This window comes from Nocardioides panacisoli (genome assembly GCF_019448235.1).
Classification (GTDB): domain Bacteria; phylum Actinomycetota; class Actinomycetes; order Propionibacteriales; family Nocardioidaceae; genus Nocardioides; species Nocardioides panacisoli_A.
On sequence record NZ_CP080409.1, the window covers coordinates 920,061 to 939,036 of the forward strand.

At 70.9% G+C, this 18,976-nt stretch carries 19 protein-coding genes; 14 read left to right on the forward strand and 5 right to left on the reverse strand.

What is annotated here, in order from left to right; translation table 11 throughout:
• Nucleotides 1-56: 56 nt before the first annotated feature.
• Nucleotides 57-566 (forward strand): SigE family RNA polymerase sigma factor, encoded by a 510-nt coding sequence (locus KUV85_RS04505; RefSeq protein WP_219962028.1) that lies wholly within the window; start codon nt 57-59, stop codon nt 564-566.
• Nucleotides 563-1,756, forward strand: a complete 1,194-nt coding sequence (locus tag KUV85_RS04510; RefSeq protein WP_219962029.1) for a hypothetical protein — start codon at nt 563-565, stop codon at nt 1,754-1,756. The genes KUV85_RS04505 and KUV85_RS04510 overlap by 4 nt, the downstream gene beginning before the upstream one ends.
• Before the next feature lie 3 nt (nt 1,757-1,759).
• Here KUV85_RS04510 and KUV85_RS04515 read toward each other — a convergent pair whose 3' ends face one another.
• Complete coding sequence (locus KUV85_RS04515; RefSeq protein ID WP_219962030.1) at nt 1,760-2,431, reverse strand: MBL fold metallo-hydrolase; 672 nt, start codon at nt 2,429-2,431, stop codon at nt 1,760-1,762.
• Entirely contained in the window at nt 2,428-3,111 is a 684-nt protein-coding gene (locus tag KUV85_RS04520; RefSeq protein WP_219962031.1) for a maleylpyruvate isomerase family mycothiol-dependent enzyme, read from the reverse strand. Before KUV85_RS04520 ends, KUV85_RS04515 begins: the two co-directional genes overlap by 4 nt.
• A 56-nt stretch (nt 3,112-3,167) precedes the next feature.
• On the opposite strand from KUV85_RS04520, the gene uvrA reads away from it, so the two are divergent.
• The 12 genes from uvrA to KUV85_RS04580 all read left to right on the forward strand — a co-directional run bounded on the left by uvrA (nt 3,168) and on the right by KUV85_RS04580 (nt 15,966).
• On the forward strand, nt 3,168-6,185 hold the full coding sequence (gene uvrA / locus KUV85_RS04525) for an excinuclease ABC subunit UvrA (RefSeq protein ID WP_219962032.1): 3,018 nt from the start codon (nt 3,168-3,170) through the stop codon (nt 6,183-6,185).
• Nucleotides 6,186-6,263: 78 nt separating this feature from the next.
• A complete protein-coding gene (locus tag KUV85_RS04530) occupies nt 6,264-6,773 on the forward strand; it encodes a Rieske (2Fe-2S) protein (RefSeq protein WP_219962033.1) in 510 nt (169 codons plus the stop codon).
• Nucleotides 6,770-7,207: a Rieske (2Fe-2S) protein gene (locus KUV85_RS04535; protein WP_219962034.1), complete on the forward strand. Its 438-nt coding sequence runs from the start codon at nt 6,770-6,772 to the stop codon at nt 7,205-7,207. Before KUV85_RS04530 ends, KUV85_RS04535 begins: the two co-directional genes overlap by 4 nt.
• 42 nt (nt 7,208-7,249) lie before the next feature.
• Entirely contained in the window at nt 7,250-9,220 is a 1,971-nt protein-coding gene (gene uvrC, locus KUV85_RS04540; protein ID WP_219962035.1) for an excinuclease ABC subunit UvrC, read from the forward strand.
• Nucleotides 9,220-10,110 (forward strand): RNase adapter RapZ, encoded by an 891-nt coding sequence (gene rapZ, locus KUV85_RS04545; RefSeq protein ID WP_219962036.1) that lies wholly within the window; start codon nt 9,220-9,222, stop codon nt 10,108-10,110. The genes uvrC and rapZ overlap by 1 nt, the downstream gene beginning before the upstream one ends.
• A 9-nt stretch (nt 10,111-10,119) precedes the next feature.
• Entirely contained in the window at nt 10,120-11,100 is a 981-nt protein-coding gene (locus KUV85_RS04550; protein WP_219962037.1) for a gluconeogenesis factor YvcK family protein, read from the forward strand.
• 22 nt (nt 11,101-11,122) lie between these two features.
• On the forward strand, nt 11,123-12,109 hold the full coding sequence (gene whiA / locus KUV85_RS04555) for a DNA-binding protein WhiA (RefSeq protein WP_219962038.1): 987 nt from the start codon (nt 11,123-11,125) through the stop codon (nt 12,107-12,109).
• A 119-nt stretch (nt 12,110-12,228) separates the two neighbouring features.
• Nucleotides 12,229-13,224: a type I glyceraldehyde-3-phosphate dehydrogenase gene (gene gap / locus KUV85_RS04560; RefSeq protein ID WP_219962039.1), complete on the forward strand. Its 996-nt coding sequence runs from the start codon at nt 12,229-12,231 to the stop codon at nt 13,222-13,224.
• A gap of 6 nt (nt 13,225-13,230) precedes the next feature.
• Nucleotides 13,231-14,445 carry a phosphoglycerate kinase gene (locus KUV85_RS04565; protein ID WP_219962040.1) on the forward strand — a complete coding sequence of 405 codons (1,215 nt, stop codon included), beginning with the start codon at nt 13,231-13,233 and terminating at the stop codon, nt 14,443-14,445.
• A 49-nt stretch (nt 14,446-14,494) separates the two neighbouring features.
• Nucleotides 14,495-15,286 (forward strand): triose-phosphate isomerase, encoded by a 792-nt coding sequence (gene tpiA / locus KUV85_RS04570; RefSeq protein ID WP_219962041.1) that lies wholly within the window; start codon nt 14,495-14,497, stop codon nt 15,284-15,286.
• Nucleotides 15,287-15,319: 33 nt separating this feature from the next.
• Entirely contained in the window at nt 15,320-15,550 is a 231-nt protein-coding gene (gene secG / locus KUV85_RS04575) for a preprotein translocase subunit SecG (protein WP_273544004.1), read from the forward strand.
• Between the two features lie 56 nt (nt 15,551-15,606).
• Nucleotides 15,607-15,966 carry an RNA polymerase-binding protein RbpA gene (locus KUV85_RS04580; RefSeq protein WP_219962042.1) on the forward strand — a complete coding sequence of 120 codons (360 nt, stop codon included), beginning with the start codon at nt 15,607-15,609 and terminating at the stop codon, nt 15,964-15,966.
• A 100-nt stretch (nt 15,967-16,066) separates the two neighbouring features.
• On the opposite strand, the gene KUV85_RS04585 is transcribed toward KUV85_RS04580, so the two are convergent.
• The 3 genes from KUV85_RS04585 to KUV85_RS04595 all read right to left on the reverse strand — a co-directional run bounded on the left by KUV85_RS04585 (nt 16,067) and on the right by KUV85_RS04595 (nt 18,924).
• Nucleotides 16,067-17,020, reverse strand: a complete 954-nt coding sequence (locus tag KUV85_RS04585; RefSeq protein WP_219962043.1) for a hypothetical protein — start codon at nt 17,018-17,020, stop codon at nt 16,067-16,069.
• A 237-nt stretch (nt 17,021-17,257) separates the two neighbouring features.
• Nucleotides 17,258-17,362, reverse strand: coding sequence for a methionine/alanine import family NSS transporter small subunit (locus tag KUV85_RS04590; protein WP_219962044.1), 105 nt, complete (start codon nt 17,360-17,362; stop codon nt 17,258-17,260).
• Complete coding sequence (locus KUV85_RS04595; RefSeq protein ID WP_219962045.1) at nt 17,359-18,924, reverse strand: sodium-dependent transporter; 1,566 nt, start codon at nt 18,922-18,924, stop codon at nt 17,359-17,361. Before KUV85_RS04595 ends, KUV85_RS04590 begins: the two co-directional genes overlap by 4 nt.
• Between the last annotated feature and the right edge of the window lie 52 nt (nt 18,925-18,976).

Sequence of the window (18,976 nt, forward strand, 5' to 3'; positions counted from 1 at the left end):
TTCGCCGGTCCCACCGCACTGGGAGGGTGAAGGAGTTCTCGGGACGAGGAGTGCGGATGCCGGCAGCAGATCGTGACGCGGAGTTCACCGACTTCGTGTCCGCGCGGTGGGGGGCGCTGTACCGCGCGGCGTACGTGATGGTCCCGGACCATGCACGCGCCGAGGACCTGTTGCAGGCCGCCCTGCTCGCGACCTACCGCAACTGGGGGCGGATCAAGGATCCCCACGCGCGGGAGGCCTACGCCCGGTCGACGATCGCCAACACCGCGATCGGGTGGTTCCGCAAGAAGTCATTCCGCGAACGCCCCGTGGACGTCGTCCCGGACCTCGGGACGCACGACACCTACGCCGACCACGACCTGCTGGCCGCCATCGGTCGGCTTCCCGTGCGACAACGGGCCGTGGTGATGCTGCGCTACTACGCCGACCTCAGCGTGGCCGAGACCGCTCGCGAGCTCGCCATCAGCGAGGGCACCGTGAAGTCGCAGGCCCACAAGGCACTGGAGTCGCTGCGATCGCTGTTGGGGACCGACGCCGTGGACGCCGTGGAGGGAGAGGACCGATGAGCACCGAGGAACTGCGTCGCCGCGTGCACGCCGCGACCGACACGATCGACGTCCCCGTGCCCGACACCCATGACCTGCTCGTCCGCGGACGTGCCGCCCGCCGACAAGAGCGGCGTGGCCGCCTGGTCCTCGCCGCCGTCGCCGTGGTGGTGATCGGGGTCGCCGTGGCACTGGCGGTGCAGCGTGCCACCCAGCCGCCGGTCGCGGATCGGTCGGGCTACGTCGAGGGCAGCGCGCAATCGCTCGCAGCGCTCGTGATCCAGCGGTTGGACCTCCCGTCCGACACGCGCGCGGTCGGCATCACCCAGGGAGCGGCCCGCACCAGCATCGGTGTCGACCTTCCGGCCGAGGAGGGGCACCCCGACGACGTCCCGTCGTTGGACGCCTCGGTCCGATGGGTCCCCAAGTCCTTCGTGGCCGACTGGACGCCGTGCGCCGGTGACCAGGGCCGGTGCACGGCCGTCGACACCGACCGAGGTGAGGTGGAGCTCACGTGGGCGCCGACCGATGCGCCGGCGAACGACGACTTCGTGGTCAGCGGCTACCTGACGGTCGCGTACGTCGACGTCGACACCCAGACGCTGCGGGACCTGACCTACCGCTCCATGGCGATCGTCGGCGATCCGAGGGACCTCGAGCTCGCCCAGTCCGTCGAGGAACTGGCCGGTCTGGTCGCCGATGAACGACTCGATTTCGAGACCACCCCCGAATTGGCCGCCGCCGAGCTCGAGTCGTGGACGTTCTCCCAGGACGGCACCTACACACCGGGTGGTGAACTCGACCTCACCGTGGCGGGTGATCCGACCAAGATCGTGACCCGCCATCTCGACGCCAGCGCTGAGGTCGAGGAGAGCTTCGACGGCCTCGGCGTCGAGCTGGACGTGAGCGCCGCGGACCTCGAGCCAGCCGTGGTGTCGGTCTACGTGGAACAGGGTGGGGCAGCGGGAGCCCGATGTGGCGGGGACCCCACCTGCGAAACGTGGCGCGTCGACGGGGCCACCGTGGGCCTCGCGTGGGACGACGGCCCGCAGGCCGGCTTCCGGCTCTGGCTCCAGGACACCGATGAGTACCACGACCTCATCTGGGAGGACCCCACCTACCCGGGGGGTGACCCGCGTCAGGTCGCACTCCCCGTGACCGTCGACCAACTGGTGGCCCTGCTGCAGGACTTGGACCTACGGTCCCGGTGAGGGCTACCAGCCCCGTTCGCGCCACTCCGGCAGGCCGGGACGCTCGGCGCCGAGCGTGGAGTCGTCGCCGTGGCCCGGGTAGAACCAGGTGTCGTCGGGGAGGCGACCGAAGAGCTTGTGCTCCACGTCGTCGATCAGGGTCGCGAAGGCTGCCTCGTCGCCGAAGGTCGCACCGACGCCGCCGGGGAAGAGGCTGTCGCCGGTGAACAGGTGCGGGTGGCCGTCGGGGTCGTCGTACACCAGGCAGATCGAGCCGGGGGTGTGGCCGGTGATCCGGATGACCTCGAGCTCGCACCCACCGACGGTCACGACGTCACCGTCGGTGACCGTCCGGTCGATCGGGACGCCGGTCTGCTCGGTGATCGCGGCAGCGTCGGGCTCACCCGCGACCGTCACCGCCTGGGTGGCGCCGACGACGTCGGCCAGTGCGCGATGGTGGTCCCAGTGCTGGTGGGTGGTCACGACCGTGCTGAGCCCGCTCTCGCCGATCAGCGGCATCAGGGTGCCCGGCTCGGCAGCGGCGTCGATGAGCAGCTGGTCACCGGACTCCCGGCAGGTGACCAGATAGCAGTTGTTGCTGGTGTCCGGGTCGACCGCGACCTTGGTGATGGTCAGCGTGCCCAATTCCCGCACGTCGATCGGTCCGCCGGGCTTGACCGCCCCCGAGTAACTCATCGTCCCTCGATCCTGGGTAGTTCTCCGTCGGCCGAGATGCCCTCGGGCCCACGGCCGGTTGTCCACCATGCCAAAGCGGACCCAACGCCCTCCACCGCCGCGCCGCCGCCGGCGAACTCCCACCGACGGTCCAGGTCGGTCGCGTACGCCGTGAACGGCGTCCCGGCGTACGCCCCGGAGGCGTGGTCCAGCAGCCGGACGACGGTCTCCTCGGGCCACTCGCGGTGGGTGTAGCCGACGCCGAGGTCGGCGTGGTGGATCTCCACCTCGCGGAGCCGCAGGAGCGGCATGGTGCCGACCCGGAACATCGGACCGTGGCCCGGCGCCCGTGGGAACTCCACGTCGTCGTCGCGCGGGTCGATGACCGAGATCTGCTCGGTGAGCAGCGTGGACCCCACGGAGAGTCGCGTGCGCAGCTCGTCGGGGTCCTGCCCGGCGAGCTCCTCGATCTCCTGGTCGCGGATCTCGGGGGAGCGGTACATCGGCGGGACCTCGCCGGCGGCGACCCCCTGGAGGACCTGCGTGATGCCCTCGGCGTTGAGGGCGAGGTGGGCGACCACGTGCCCGATCGACCACCCCGGCAACAGGCTGGGCTCGGCGAACTTGTCATCGGCCAGCGAGTCGACGGTGTCGAGCAGTCGGGCGGTGGCGAGGTTGATGGCGTCGGGGAGTGGTGTCACGTCTCCCCATCCTGCCGGATCGGGGGCTGTCGGTGTCCAGTACTAGCCTCTAACCCGTGGCTGACCAGTTGATCGTCCGTGGTGCGCGCGAGCACAACCTCAAGGACGTCTCCATCGACCTCCCCCGGGACTCGCTCATCGTCTTCACCGGCCTCTCGGGGTCGGGCAAGTCGAGCCTGGCCTTCGACACCATCTTCGCCGAGGGCCAGCGCCGCTACGTGGAGTCGCTGAGCGCCTACGCCCGCCAGTTCCTCGGCCAGATGGACAAGCCGGACGTCGACTTCATCGAGGGCCTGAGCCCGGCGGTGTCGATCGACCAGAAGTCGACCAGCCGCAACCCGCGCTCGACGGTGGGCACGATCACGGAGGTCTACGACTACCTTCGGCTCCTCTACGCCCGGGCCGGCCGCCCGCACTGCCCGACCTGCGGCTCGCCGATCGAGCGCCAGACGCCGCAGCAGATCGTCGACAAGGTGCTGGCGTTGGAGGACGGCGCCCGCTTCCAGGTGCTCGCCCCGATGGTCCGCGGCCGCAAGGGCGAGTACACCGAGGTGTTCCGCCAGCTGCAGACCCAGGGCTTCGGCCGCGTCCGCGTCGACGGCGAGACCCACACGCTCGACCAGCCGCCCACGCTGGACAAGAAGCTCAAGCACACCATCGAGGTCGTGGTCGACCGGCTCAAGGTCGCCGACTCGGCCAAGCGCCGGCTCACCGACTCCGTGGAGACCGCGCTCGGGCTCTCGGGGGGCCTGGTGGTCCTCGACTTCGTCGACCTCCCCGACGACGATCCCGGCCGCGAGCTGCGGTTCAGCGAGAAGATGGCCTGCCCCAACGAGCACGTCATCGACACCGACGAGCTCGAGCCGCGCTCGTTCTCGTTCAACAGCCCCTACGGCGCCTGCCCGACCTGCAGCGGCATCGGCACGCGGATGGAGGTCGACCCCGAGCTGGTCGTGCCCGACCCCTCCGCCACGCTCGCAGAGGGCGCCCTGTCGCCGTGGACGCACGCCCACGTGCGTGACTACTTCGGCAAGCTCATCGAGGCACTGGGCGAGGAGCTCGGCTTCGACGTCGACACCCCGTGGCAGGACCTGCCCGCCAAGGCGCGCAAGACGCTCCTCGACGGGCACCCGACCAAGGTCCACGTGGTCACCCGCAACCGGTACGGCCGCCAGCGCTCCTACTACGCCAACTACGAGGGCGTGCGCACCTATGTCGCCCGTCGGCACCGGGAGGCGGAGTCCGACACCAGTCGCGAGCGCCTCGAGGGCTTCATGCGCGAGGTGCCCTGCACGGTGTGCGAGGGCAGCCGGCTCAAGCCGGTGTCGATGTCGGTGACGCTGGGCGCCAAGGAGGAGGGCGGCCGCAACATCGCCGAGGTGTGCGCGTTGCCGATCGACGAGGCCGCGCAGTACCTCGACTCGGTCGCGCTGTCCTCCCGCGAGCGGCAGATCGCCGAGCTGGTGCTCAAGGAGATCCAGGTCCGGCTGAAGTTCCTGCTCGACGTGGGCCTGGACTACCTCACGCTGGACCGGCCCTCGGGCTCGTTGTCCGGCGGCGAGGCGCAGCGGATCCGGTTGGCGACCCAGATCGGCGCCGGCCTGGTCGGCGTGCTCTACGTCCTCGACGAGCCCTCGATCGGGCTGCACCAGCGCGACAACCACCGGCTCATCGAGACCCTGGTGCGTCTCAAGGATCTCGGCAACACCCTCATCGTGGTCGAGCACGACGAGGACACCATCCGCACCGCCGACTGGGTGGTCGACATCGGGCCCGCGGCCGGTGAGCACGGTGGCCAGGTCGTCCATGCGGGCCCGGTCCAGGGGCTGCTGGACCACCCCGACTCGTTGACGGGGCACTACCTCTCACGCCGCCGCGAGATCCCGCTCCCCGCCGTACGCCGCCCGCGCACGGCGGGCCGGGAGGTGACGGTCCACGGCGCCAAGGAGCACAACCTCAAGGACATCGACGTCACGTTCCCGCTGGGGGTGCTCACCGCCGTCACCGGCGTGTCGGGGTCCGGCAAGTCGACGCTGGTCAACGACATCCTCTACACCGCGCTGGCCAAGCACCTCTACCGCTCCCGCAACGTGCCCGGCCGCCACCGTCGGATCAGCGGCCTGGACCACGTCGACAAGGTGATCCACGTCGACCAGTCGCCGATCGGCCGCACCCCCCGCTCGAACCCCGCGACCTACACCGGCGTCTTCGACCACATCCGCAAGCTCTTCGCCCAGACCCCCGAGGCGAAGATGCGCGGCTACCAGCAGGGCCGCTTCTCCTTCAACATCAAGGGCGGACGCTGCGAGGCGTGCACCGGTGACGGCACCTTGCGCATCGAGATGAACTTCCTGCCCGACGTGTTCGTCCCCTGCGAGGTCTGCCACGGTGCGCGGTACAACCGCGAGACCCTCGAGGTGCACTATAAGGGCAAGACAATCGCCGAGGTCCTCGACATGCCGATCGAGGAGGCGGTCGACTTCTTCGGCGCCGTGCCCGCGATCGCGCGGCACATGAAGACGCTCGTCGATGTCGGGCTGGGCTACGTCCGGCTCGGGCAGCCCGCGACGACGCTGTCGGGCGGTGAGGCGCAGCGGGTCAAGCTGGCCACCGAACTGCAGAAGCGGTCGAGCGGTCGCACCGTCTACGTGCTCGACGAGCCCACGACCGGCCTGCACTTCGAGGACATCCGACGCCTGCTCGGCGTACTGTCCTCGCTGGTCGACAAGGGCAACACGGTGTTGATCATCGAGCACAACCTCGACGTCATCAAGACCGCCGACTGGATCATCGACATGGGACCCGAGGGCGGCAACCGGGGCGGCACGCTGGTGACGCAGGGGACGCCCGAGGAGGTGGCCGCCCACCCCACCAGCTACACCGGCCAGTTCCTCGCCCCGATGCTGGCAGCGACCACCACGGAGGCCGCGCCGGCCGCGTCGAAGCAGCCCACCACCAAGAAGGCCAGCGCGAAGAGGGCGTCGACGAAGCCGGCAGCCAAGAAGCCGGCAGCCAAGAAGCCGGCGGCGAAGAAGACGGCCAAGAAGGCGGCGCCCAGGCGCCGCTCCGCCTGAGGCGGATCGGGCGGAGTACGCCCGTGCCGTGCACCGCATCGGTACGCTGGTGCGACGCGACCGAAAGGTAGTCATCCCGTGGCCGACCGACCCCCGATGACCCGACGATGTGCCCTGGGCATGCTCGCCCTGGGCACGAGTGCTCCCCTGGTCGCCGCGTGCGGCTCCGACGACGGTGCCGGGGGCTCGACGGCCGCCACCTCCTCGAGCGCTCCGTCGAGCACGGCGCCCTCGACCGCCGCGACGACCCCGGCGAGCCCGTACAGCGACCCGGCGACGCCATCGGGCGCGGGAGGCGGTGAACCGCTGGTCGCCGTGGCCGACGTACCCGTCGGCGGCGGCATCATCCTCGCCGGCGCCGCGGTGGTCGTCACCCAGCCGGCGAAGGGGGAGTTCCGTGGGTTCTCCGCGATCTGCCCCCACGCCCAGTTCGTCCTCAGCGAGGTGCGTGAGAACGACATCTTCTGCGGGGACGGCCACGCGAGCAGTTTCGCCCTCGACGACGGGTCCGTGCTGAACGGACCCGCGACCAGTCCGCTCCCGGAGGTCCCGGTGACGGTGCAAGGCAACCAGGTGGTGCGCGCATGAACGAACAGCCCCGCGCCGATCGGCGCATCTTCTTCCAGGGCGTCGGCTCCCTCGGTGTCGCCGCGGCACTCGCCGGCTGCGGCAGCAGTGACTCCGGCAGCGACAGTGGCTCCGGCAGCGACGGGGGCGGCGGGTCGGCCGAGGCCGGCACCGTGCTCACCCCGACCGGTGACGTCCCGGTCGGCGGGGGAGTCGTGCTCAGCGACGAGCAGGTCGTCATCACCCAGCCCACCGAGGGCGAGTTCAAGGCCTTCACGGCCGTGTGCACCCACTCGCAGTGCATCGTCAGCACCCCGGCCGACGGCAGCATCCCGTGCAACTGCCACCAGAGCAGCTACGACGCGGCCACGGGCGAGGTGACCGGCGGCCCTGCTCCCGAGGCGCTCGCCGAGGTCGCCATCGAGGTGCGCGGCGACGAGATCGTCACCGCCTGACCGTCCGCTCCGCCGTCGGTGCCCGGCCGTAGGGTTTGAGTCGTGCCTGATCCGTCGACCTATCGGCCCGCACCGGGGTCGGTCCCGACCCAGCCCGGGGTCTACCGATTCCGTGACAAGGCGCAGCGGGTCATCTACGTCGGCAAGGCGAAGAACCTGCGCGCCCGGCTGTCGTCGTACTTCCAGGACGTCGGCAACCTCCACCCGCGCACCGCGACGATGGTCACCACGGCCCACTCGGTGGACTGGACGGTCGTCGGGACCGAGGTCGAGGCGTTGCAGCTGGAGTACTCCTGGATCAAGGAGTTCGACCCGCGGTTCAACGTCAAGTACCGCGACGACAAGTCCTACCCGTGGCTCGCGGTGACCTACGCCGAGGAGATCCCGCGGGTGATGGTCGGGCGGGGCCGCAAGCGCCGGGGCAACCGCTACTACGGGCCCTACAGCCACGCGTGGGCGATCCGAGAGACTGTCGACATCCTGCTCCGCGTCTTCCCGATGCGCTCGTGCAGCAACGGCGTCTTCAAGCGGTCCCAGCAGATCGGCCGACCGTGCCTGCTGGGCTACATCGACAAGTGCTCGGCGCCGTGCGTGGGAGAGGTGACGGCGGAGGAGCACCGCGAGATCGTCGACGACTTCTGCGACTTCATGGCAGGCCGCACCAAGCGGTTCACCCAACGCATCGAGGCCGAGATGTACGCCGCGTCGGAGGCGATGGACTTCGAGCGGGCCGCGCGGCTGCGTGACGACCTCGGCGCGATGAACAAGGCGCTGGAGAAGCAGGCGGTGGTGCTCGGGGACGGCGCCGACGCGGACGTGATCGCTCTCGCCGAGGACCCCCTCGAGGTCGCCGTCCAGGTCTTCCACGTCCGGGGTGGCCGGATCCGCGGCCAGCGCGGCTGGGTGGCCGACCGGACCGACGACGCGGAGACACCCGAGCTCGTGGAGCACTTCCTGCTCCAGCTCTACGCCGGTGAGGAGGGCAACGTGCCCCGGGAGGTCCTCGTGCCGGCGCTGCCGCCCGAGGCGGCGACCTTCGAGGAGCTGTTGGCCGACCTGCGTGGGTCGCGCGTGAGCCTGCGGGTGCCGCAGCGCGGGGACAAGCGCTCCCTGCAGGAGACGGTCGCCCGCAACGCGGCCGAGTCCCTCGTCCAGCACAAGACGAAGCGGGCGAGCGACCTGACGACCCGCAACCGGGCACTCGCCGAGATCGGAGAGGCACTGTCGCTGGACGAGGCACCCCTGCGCATCGAGTGCTACGACGTGTCCAACCTCCAGGGCAGCGAGGTCGTCGCCTCGATGGTGGTGTTCGAGGACGGCTTGGCCCGCAAGGGCGAGTACCGCCGCTTCATCATCAAGTCCGTCGGCGGTGAGACCGGGGCCAACGACGTCGCGTCGATGCACGAGGTCATCACTCGGCGCTTCCGACGCCTGCTGGACGAGCAGGCCAGCTCCGAGGCGCGGGAGGGTGAGGACGGGCCCATGCTGGTCGATCCCGACACCGGCCGGCCCCGCAAGTTCGCCTACGCGCCGTCGCTGGTCGTCGTGGACGGCGGTCCACCACAGGTCGCGGCGGCGCAGCGGGCCCTGGACGAGCTCGGGATCGACGACATCCCGGTCTGCGGCCTCGCGAAGCGGCTCGAGGAGGTCTGGGTGCCCGGCGAGGAGGATCCCGTCATCCTGCCGCGCACCTCCGAGGGCCTCTACCTCCTGCAGCGGATCCGGGACGAGGCCCACCGGTTCGCGATCACCCACCACCGCAACCGTCGTACGAAGTCGATGGTCGAGAGCACCCTGGACGACGTCCCGGGACTCGGTGAGGTGCGCCGCAAGACCCTGCTGCGGCACTTCGGCAGCCTCCGCAAGCTCCGCGCCGCCCGGGTCGAGGAGATCGCCGAGGTCCCCGGCATCGGCCCCCGGACCGCCGCCGCGATCAAGGCGGCGGTGGATACCGACGACCGGGCAGGCAAGACTGGCACCAGCGTCAACACCGCAACCGGAGAGATCGATTGATGACAGCCGCTGACACCCACGCCCAGGCACCGCACGCCGGACAGCTCGTGGTGGTGACGGGCATGACCGGTGCGGGCCGCAGCACCGCGGCCAAGGAGCTGGAGGACCTGGGCTTCTTCGTGGTCGACAACCTGCCGCCCAACCTGCTCGCCCAGACCGTCCGACTCGTCGACGAGGGCTTCGGTCCCGAGCAGCCGGTCGCCGTGGTCGTCGACGTCCGCTCGGGCACCTTCTTCTCCGGCCTGCAAGCGGCGCTCGCGCACGGCGTGACCGGGCGATCCACGACCCTGGTGTTCCTCGACGCGAGCGACGAGGTCCTCGTGCGCCGTCAGGAGGCGGCCCGTCGACCGCACCCGCTACAGGAACAGGACCGGCTCCTGGACGGTCTCTCCCGCGAACGCGACGTGATGGCACAGCTCCGCGGTTCGGCCGACCTGGTGATCGACACGACGAACCTCAACGTGCACGAGCTCACCGGACGGATCGCGGCCGCCTTCGGCACCGAGGACGCCGTGCGGCTCCGGGTCAACGTGATCAGCTTCGGCTTCAAGTACGGCATCCCCGTAGACGCCGACTACGTCGCCGACATGCGCTTCATCCCCAACCCGCACTGGGTGCCCGAGCTCCGGGGCCAGACCGGCCGGGACGCACCGGTCTCGGACTACGTCTTGGACCAGGAGGGCGTCGCGGAGTTCCTCGAGGGCTACGTCCCGCTGCTGACCGGTGTCGCGTCCGGCTACCTGCGCGAGGGCAAGCGGTTCATGCGCGTCGCGATCGGCTGCACCGGCGGCAAGCACCGCAGTGTCGCCATGGCCGAGGAGATCGCGCGCCGCCTCGCCGAGGAGGGGTACGCCGCCCAGGCGGTCCACCGCGACCTGGGACGGGAGTAGGTGAGCCCGGTGTCGCCCAACCGTGCCCAGGCGGTCGTCGCCTTCGGCGGCGGCCACGGCCTCCACGCCTCGCTGAGCGCACTGCGGCTGCTGCACTCCGACCTCACGGTGGACGAGCTCACCGCCGTCGTCACCGTGGCCGACAACGGCGGCTCGTCGGGTCGGCTCCGCGGCGAGTTCGGGGTGCTGCCGCCCGGCGACCTCCGCATGGCCCTCGCGGCGCTGTGCGGCGACACCGACTGGGGCGAGACCTGGGCGAAGGTGCTCCAGCACCGGTTCGCCGGCGAGGGTGAGATGCGCGGCCACGTCGTCGGCAACCTCCTCATCGTCGGCCTCTGGGAGCTGCTCGGCGACCACGTCGACGCGCTCGACTGGGTGGCGCGCCTGCTGGGCGCCGAGGGTCGCGTCCTGCCCATGGCGACCACCCCGATGGACATCACCGCCGAGGTCCGCGGCATCGGCGCCGATCCCGAGGACCTGGTGACCGTGCGCGGCCAGGTCGAGGTCGCCACCACCGACGGGGTCATCCAGTCGGTCGCGCTCGACCCGCCCTCGCCCCGCGCGAGCCCGCACGCGATCAAGGCGGTCCACGACGCCGACTGGGCCGTGCTCGGGCCGGGATCGTGGTTCACCTCGGTGATCCCGCACCTGTTGGTGCCCGAGCTCCGGCAGGCGCTCGTCGAGACCGACGCACGCGTCATCGTCGTGCTCAACCTGGCAGAGCAGGCGGGGGAGACCCACGGCTTCGGACCGGCCGACCACCTCGCCGTGCTGGCCGAGCACGCCCCGGAGCTGACCGTCCACACCGTCCTCGCCGACCGCGCCAGCGTGGGGGAGGACCGCGCCGAGCTCGCCGAGCTCGCCGCCGCCCTGGGAGCCGACCTCGCGTTGGCCGACGTGGCCATGGCCGACGGCAGCCCGCGCCACGATCCGCAGCGTCTCGCGGCGGCGTACCGCGCGATCATCGGCGGTGGTGGCGACCTCGGTTGACCCGCGTGGGAAGATCGGCGCTATGGCGATGACGGCTCAGGTGAAGGCGGAATTGGCGAACACCTCAGTCACCAAGGCGTGTTGCCGCAAGGCAGAGGTCGCGGCGACCCTCCGGTTCGCCGGTGGCCTGCACATCGTCGGCGGTCGCATCGTCGTCGAGGCCGAGCTCGACACCGGCGCCGCAGCGCGCCGACTGCGCAACGACATCGCCGACATGTTCGGCCAGTCCTCCGACGTGGTCATGGTGCAGGGCAACGGCATCAAGAAGGGCAGCCGCTACATCGTCCGCGTCGTCCGCGACGGCGAGGCGTTGGCGCGCCAGACCGGCCTGCTGGACCAGCGCGGCCGTCCCGTGCGGGGCCTGCCGCCCACGGTCGTGTCCGGTGGCGGCTGCGACGCGGTCGCCGCCTGGCGGGGCGCGTTCCTCGCCCACGGGTCGCTGACCGAGCCCGGTCGGTCCTCCTCGCTGGAGGTCACCTGCCCCGGGTCCGAGGCGGCGCTCGCCCTGGTGGGTGTGGCGCGGCGGCTCGGCATCCAGTCCAAGGCGCGCGAGGTCCGCGGCGTCGACCGCGTCGTGATCCGTGACGGCGACGCCATCGGCCAGCTGCTGACGCGGCTGGGCGCCCACGAGACGCTGATGGCGTGGGAGGAGCGCCGGATGCGGCGCGAGGTCCGGGCCACCGCCAACCGGCTCGCCAACTTCGACGACGCCAACCTGCGCCGCTCCGCACGCGCTGCGGTCGCGGCCGGAGCCCGCGTGCACCGCGCCATGGAGATCCTCGGCGACGAGGTCCCCGACCATCTCAAGATGGCCGGCGACCTCCGCCTGGAGCACAAGCAGGCCTCGCTGGAGGAGCTGGGTCAGCTGCACGACCCCCCGCTGACCAAGGACGCCATCGCCGGTCGCATCCGCCGGCTCCTGGCGATGGCGGACAAGCGGGCCGAGGAGCTCGGCGTACCCGACACCGAGTCCTCGCTGACGCCGGAGATGCTGGCCGGCGAGAGCTGACCGGACTGCGGGAAGTTACCCGAACGTACGCCGGACAACGGGCCCAGCCGCTGCGGCGGCTGCCGGTAGTGTGACGAGGACGAGATCCAGACCACACTTTTGACCCACGGGAGTACCTGGTGACAGTTCGTGTAGGCATCAACGGGTTCGGCCGGATCGGCCGCAACTTCTTCCGCGCCGTCCATGCGTCCGGCGCGGACATCGAGATCGTCGCGGTCAACGACCTGACCGACAACGCCTCGCTGGCCCACCTGCTCAAGTTCGACTCGATCCTCGGCCGCCTCGACGCGGAGGTCTCCTCCACCGACGAGGCGATCGTCGTCGGTGGCAGGGAGATCCGTGCCTTCGCCGAGCGGGACCCGTCGGCGCTGCCGTGGGGGGACCTGGGGGTGGACGTCGTGGTGGAGTCCACCGGGTTCTTCACCGACGCCGGCAAGGCCCGCGCCCACGTGGACGCAGGTGCGCGCAAGGTGATCATCTCGGCCCCCGCGAGCAACGAGGACATCACGGTGGTGATGGGCGTCAACCACGAGTCCTACGACCCGGCCGCCCACACCGTCATCTCCAATGCCTCGTGCACCACGAACTGCCTGGCACCGATGGCCAAGGCGCTCCACGACGCCATCGGCATCGAGAAGGGCCTGATGACCACGGTCCACGCCTACACCGCGGACCAGAACCTGCAGGACAACATCCACAAGGATCCCCGTCGTGCCCGCGCAGCGGCGCTCAACATCGTGCCGACCTCCACCGGCGCGGCCAAGGCGATCGGCCTGGTGATGCCCGAGCTCGCCGGCAAGTTGGACGGCTACGCCCTGCGGGTCCCGACCCCCACCGGGTCACTGACCGACCTCTCCTTCGAGGCCTCCCGCGACACCTCGGTCGAGGAGGTCAACGAGGCGGTGCGGGCAGCGGCCGACGGCCGCATCCTGAAGTACTCCACCGACCCCATCGTCTCCAGCGACATCGTGACCGACCCGGCCTCCTGCACCTTCGACGCACCGTTGACCAAGGTCATCGGCAACCAGGTGAAGGTCTCGGGGTGGTACGACAACGAGTGGGGCTACTCCAACCGGCTGGCCGACCTCATCCTGCACGTGGGCGCTACGCTCTGACGCTTGATGGCTGCTGACCTGGGGTTGGACCCCGCATTCCTCGACAGTGTTCCCGGCAAGCGCGTCCTGGTCCGTTCCGACCTCAACGTGCCACTGGACGGGGCGACGATCACCGACGACGGCCGCATCCGTGCGAGCCTGCCGACGATCACCGCGTTGGCCGACGCCGGCGCCCGCGTGGTCGTGGCGGCGCACCTGGGCCGCCCGAAGGGCGAGCCGGACGCGGCGTACTCCCTCCGGCCGGTGGCGCAGCGGCTCGGGGAGCTGCTCGGCCGGCCGGTGGCGTTCGCGACCGACACGGTGGGTGACTCCGCCCGCGAGACCGTCGACGGGCTCGCCGACGGTGGGGTCGCGGTGCTGGAGAACGTGCGCTTCAACGCCGGTGAGACCAGCAAGGACGACGCGGAGCGCGGCGCGTTCGCCGATGCGTTGGCCGCGCTCGCCGACGCCTTCGTCTCCGACGGCTTCGGCGTGGTCCACCGCAAGCAGGCCAGCGTGTACGACGTCGCGCAGCGCCTGCCCCACGCCAAGGGGCAGCTGGTGGCCACCGAGGTGGACGTGCTGCGGCGGCTCACCGAGACCCCCGAGCGGCCCTACGCGGTCGTGCTGGGCGGCTCGAAGGTCTCCGACAAGCTCGGCGTCATCGACAACCTCCTCGGCAAGGCCGACCAGCTGCTGATCGGTGGCGGGATGGTCTTCACCTTCCTCGCCGCCCAGGGCCACGAGGTCGGCGCCAGCCTGTTGGAGTCCGACCAGCTCGAGACCTGCCGCAGCTACCTCGCGCGGGCCGAGGAGACCGGCGTACGGATCCTGCTGCCGACCGACGTCGTGGTCGACACGGCGTTCCCTGCCGGCGGCCGGACGCCGGAGCCGCGCGTCGTGGCGGCCGACGCCATCCCCGCCGACTGTCTCGGCCTGGACATCGGCCCGGAGTCGGGTCGCGCCTTCGCGGCCGCGCTGGCCGACGCGCGCACGGTCTTCTGGAACGGACCGATGGGCGTCTTCGAGGTGCCCGCCTTCGCCGAGGGCACCCGCGCCGTCGCGCAGGCGCTCACTGGCGTCGACGGCCTTTCCGTGGTCGGCGGGGGCGACTCCGCGGCCGCGGTCCGCGCGCTCGGCTTCGACGAGGCGGCGTTCGGCCACATCTCCACCGGTGGCGGCGCCAGCCTGGAGTACCTCGAGGGCAGGGCGCTGCCGGGCCTCGACGTCCTCGAGCACTGATCCCATCCCGCGGCCGGCCCCGGCCGCGACGACTCCGAGAAGGAACTCGATGAGCAAGCGCACCCCGCTGATGGCGGGCAACTGGAAGATGAACCTGAACCACGCCGAGGCCGTGGTCCTGGTGCAGAAGCTCGCGTGGACGCTGTCGGACAAGCGCCACGACTTCGGCAAGGTCGACGTGGCGGTGATCCCGCCGTTCACCGACATCCGGTCCGTCCAGACGCTGATCGACGGCGACAAGCTGGCGATCCGGTACGGCGCCCAGGACGTCTCGCCCCACCCGGCCGGTGCCCACACGGGCGACATCTCCGCCGCGATGCTGGCCAAGCTCGGCTGCAGCTACGTCGTCGTCGGGCACTCCGAGCGGCGCGACCAGCACGGCGAGGGCGACGAGGTCGTGGCCAGCAAGGCGCGCGCGGCGCTGGAGGCCGGCATGACGCCGATCGTGTGCGTCGGGGAGGGCCTGGAGGTCCGCCAGGCGGGAGAGCACGTGCCATACACCATGGCCCAGGTCGAGGGATCCCTCGCCGGACTCCCCACCGACCAGGTGGCCGGCCTGGTCATCGCCTACGAGCCGGTGTGGGCCATCGGCACCGGCGAGGTCGCGACGCCGGAGGACGCCCAGGAGGTGTGCGCGGCGATCCGCGGCCAGGTCGCGGAGGCGTTCGGCACCGAGGCCGCGGAAGCGGTCCGGATCCAGTACGGCGGCTCGGTGAAGGCCGCCAACGTCGCCTCGATCATGCAGCAGCCCGACATCGACGGCGCCCTGGTCGGCGGCGCGTCGCTGGACTCGGAGGAGTTCGGCGCGATCTGCCGCTACTACGACCTGCCGGTGCTGTGAGGCTCAGGCCCCTGACGTAGGATTCCGGTCGTGCTGGAAACGCTCTTCACCGTCATCCTGGTGCTCAGCAGTCTGCTGATGATCCTGCTCGTCCTCCTGCACAAGGGACGCGGCGGCGGCCTGTCGGACATGTTCGGCGGCGGCGCGACGAGCTCGCTCGGCGGCTCGTCGGTGGCCGAGAAGAACCTCGACCGGTTCACCATCGGCATCGGGGTCATCTGGTTCGCGTGCGTCATCGCGCTCGGCCTCCTGCTGGCCTACTGACCCGGCCCTGACCGGCCCATCCGCGACGTAGTCGAGAGTTCAGAGGGGACACCCACGTGCCTGGTGGCGGAAACGCGATCCGAGGGAGCCGCATCGGTTCCGGACCCGTCGGCGAGGAGGCGCGCGGCGAGGCCGCACCCCGCCAGACGGTCACCTTCCACTGCTCGCGTGGGCACCGCTCGACGCTGGCGTTCTCGGTCGAGGCGACGCCGCCGACCGAGTGGGACTGCCCCAAGTGCGGCATGCCCGCCTCGGTCGATGCCGACAACCCGCCGCCCCCGCCGACCACCGAGGTCTACAAGACCCACCTCGCCTACGTGAAGGAGCGCCGCTCCGAGGAGGAGGGCGCCGCCCTCCTCGACGAGGCCGTCCAGTCGCTGCGCTCCCGCCGCAAGGCCGGCGAGATCCTCTTCTGACCCGCCGAGTCGGCGCCAACTCGGCTGAAGAGACCGTCGAGTCGGCGCCAACTCGGCCGACCGGACCGCTGAGTCGGCGTGAACTCGGCTCACCGCGTGGTCAACGCTGCCGCGCGAGCTCGATCCCGCGGCGCAGAAGGACCTCGGCGTCCTGCCAGCGCCCGAACAGGTTGTCCCGGCGGACGGCCACGACGTGCCAGTCGGCCTCCCGCGTGAGGACCGTACGCCGCGCGCGGTCGTGCGCGAGCTGCTCCGGCGTCGAGTGCCACTCGGCGCCGTCGTACTCCGCGGCGAAGCGGAGCTCGCGATGGCCGAGGTCCACCCGCGCGAGGAACGTGCCGTCCTGCCACACCTCCACCTGGGGCTCCGGCGCGGGCAGGTTCGCCTCGAGCCATCGAAGGCGCAACACCGACTCGGGTGGCGACTCCGCGCGTCCGTCGGCGAGGGGTGCGATCGCTCGCAGGGTGGTGATCCAGCGCATGCCGCGGAAGCGTTCGATGCCGGCGAGGAGCTCCTCCTTCTCGAAGTTCCGCAGCCGCAGCATCTGATCGACCCCGGCGATGGCCCGATCGGTCCAGCGCTGACGCCCGAGGTCCCACGCGGTGCGCAGCGGTGTCGACACCCGCAGGCCTTCGACCTCGGTGATGTCACTCGCCGACAGGTTCCGCTCGCCGCTGTCGGTGAGGCCGTTGCGCAGTCGCCCGCGGCCAGCGGGTCGGAAGACGCGGACGGGTTGGCGCTCGATGTGCTCGTTCGGGGCGAGCACCATCTCGGCGCCGTGCAGCCAGCCGGCATGCCGGTCGACGACGACGCAGTCGGCGGGGACGACCAGCCGCAGGCAGGCGCAGCGCAGCGAGAGCGTGTCGGGTACCTGCGCTGCGACGTACACGCCGCGGATCGGGTGTCGAAGGAACCCGCGGGCGACCAGCGGGGCGAGGACGTCGTAGGTGAGACCGCCGTCGCGACGTGCCTCCGCGGCGGTGAACGGCCGGTCGAGCGGCAATGGGAAGGTCTCGTCGAGGTACGCCAGGTCCTGCCAACGTGCGGTGCGCATGCCCACCGTTGTCCCGCGGCGAGGGCACGGCCGGCAACACCGTCGATGGTGCCTGTGGAGGGTCGCTGCCCCGCGCGCGCTTGGGGAGCGCAACTGGGCCGTGGCGTTCTGAGTTCACGCCGACTCGACGGTGCGGTGAGCCGAGTTCGCGCCGACTCGACGGTGCGGTGAGCCGAGTTCGCGCCGACTCGACGGTCCGTTCAGCCGAGTTGGCGCCGACTCGGCACGCTGGGGGGGTCAGGAGTCGTCGGGGGAACGCCAGAGGTTGGCCACGGCCAGGGCGAGGCCGCCCCAGATGACCAGCATCGCCACCAGCATCATCACGATCGCGCTCGTGCTCATTCGCTCTCCACCTCGCTCTCGGTGCGGGCCTCGACCGAACCGGGAGGCGGCGGCAGCGCCGGTGCGCGGCGTACGAACTGGGCGACGCTGATCGTCACCGCCAGGGCGACCAGGATCCCCACCGGGAGCCACCCGAACACGGTCAGCATCCAGGTCGGGTAGTCGCCGTACGGCGTGGTGACGGCGACGTAGAACTCGCGGCCGAGCACCAGCACCAGCGCCACCGGCGCGACGCCACCGATCAGCACCGGCCACCAGCCGCGGACCGATGGAGTGCCGTACTGGTCGAGGTGGCGGGTGAGCAGCGGCAGCGCCCGCAGCACCCAGGCGACGACGATCATGCTGACCACGGCGACGAGCAGGATGCCGAAGCGGTTGATGAAGTAGTCGACGATGTCGAGCACGTAGAGGCCGCTGGTGGTGCTGAAGAACGCCAGGCTGATCAGGCCGGCCGGGACCAGGACGAGCGTCGCGGCGACGGCGCGGCTGCTCTCCAGCTTGTCGCGGACCGCGGAGATGACGACCTCCATGACGCTGATCAGCGACGTCAGGCCGGCGATGACGAGCGACCCGAAGAAGAGCACGCCCAGCAGCGCGCCGCCCGGTGCCTCGTTGATGATCGCCGGGAACGCGACGAAGGCCAGGCCCACGCCGTCGGAGACCACGGCGTCGACCTCGGCCCCCTGGGCCTCCGCCATGAAGCCCAGTGCGGCGAAGACGCCGATGCCCGCGAGCAGCTCGAAGCCGGAGTTGGACAGCCCGACGACGAGCCCGGACCCGGTCATGTCGGTGCGCCGGCCCACGTAGGAGGCGTAGGTGATCATGATGCCGAAGCCGATCGAGAGCGAGAAGAAGATCTGGCCGTACGCCGCCGCCCACACCAGCGGGTCGCCCAGTGCGGCCCAGTTCGGCTCGAAGAGCGCCTGGAGCCCCTGGGCGGCACCGTCGAGGAAGAGTGACTGCACGACGAGGGCGAGGAAGGCGACGACCAGCACGGGGATGAACACCTTCGCGGTGTTGCCGATGCCGCGCTGGACGCCCAGCAGGAGTACGCCGCCCACGACCAGCCAGATCACCACCAGCGGCCAGATGATGCCGGGGACCAGGTCTGCCTGGACGCCCACGTCGCCCGCCTGCAGGAAGTCCTCGAAGAAGAACGCGTTGGGATCCTCGCCCCACGCCTGGTCGGTCGCGAAGATCGTGTAGCGCAGGGCCCACGCCAGCACCGCGGCGTAGTAGACGCCGATCATGAAGCAGATGCCGACCTGCCACCAGCCCAGGGACTCGGCGGGCCGTGCGAGCCGGGCAAAGGACAGCGGCGCCGAGCCACGGTTGCGGTGCCCGACGGCGTAGTCGAACAGCAGGAACGGGATGCCCGCTGTCAGCAGTGCGACGAGGTAGGGCAGCAGGAACGACCCACCGCCGTTCTCGTAGGCGACGTAGGGGAACCGCCAGATGTTGCCCAGCCCGACGGCCGAGCCGATGGCGGCGAGGATGAAGACCTTCCGGGAGTCGAACGACCCACGACGGGGCGTCTCGGGAGCGGCATCAGTGCTGGTCACGGCATCATCGTGGCGGGTCTCGTCACGTCACGGCAAATGCGGCCGCCGGCCT

Bases quoted from the DNA above. Each gene is read 5' to 3' on its own strand.
- KUV85_RS04505 (WP_219962028.1), top strand. From the start codon at position 57: ATGCCGGCAGCAGATCGTGACGCGGAGTTCACCGACTTCGTGTCCGCG.
- KUV85_RS04585 (WP_219962043.1), bottom strand. From the start codon at position 17,020: ATGCGCACCGCACGTTGGCAGGACCTGGCGTACCTCGACGAGACCTTC.
- tpiA (WP_219962041.1), top strand. From the start codon at position 14,495: ATGAGCAAGCGCACCCCGCTGATGGCGGGCAACTGGAAGATGAACCTG.
- KUV85_RS04510 (WP_219962029.1), top strand. From the start codon at position 563: ATGAGCACCGAGGAACTGCGTCGCCGCGTGCACGCCGCGACCGACACG.
- KUV85_RS04515 (WP_219962030.1), bottom strand. From the start codon at position 2,431: ATGAGTTACTCGGGGGCGGTCAAGCCCGGCGGACCGATCGACGTGCGG.
- KUV85_RS04535 (WP_219962034.1), top strand. From the start codon at position 6,770: ATGAACGAACAGCCCCGCGCCGATCGGCGCATCTTCTTCCAGGGCGTC.
- rapZ (WP_219962036.1), top strand. From the start codon at position 9,220: ATGACAGCCGCTGACACCCACGCCCAGGCACCGCACGCCGGACAGCTC.
- whiA (WP_219962038.1), top strand. From the start codon at position 11,123: ATGGCGATGACGGCTCAGGTGAAGGCGGAATTGGCGAACACCTCAGTC.
- KUV85_RS04590 (WP_219962044.1), bottom strand. From the start codon at position 17,362: ATGAGCACGAGCGCGATCGTGATGATGCTGGTGGCGATGCTGGTCATC.
- KUV85_RS04565 (WP_219962040.1), top strand. From the start codon at position 13,231: ATGGCTGCTGACCTGGGGTTGGACCCCGCATTCCTCGACAGTGTTCCC.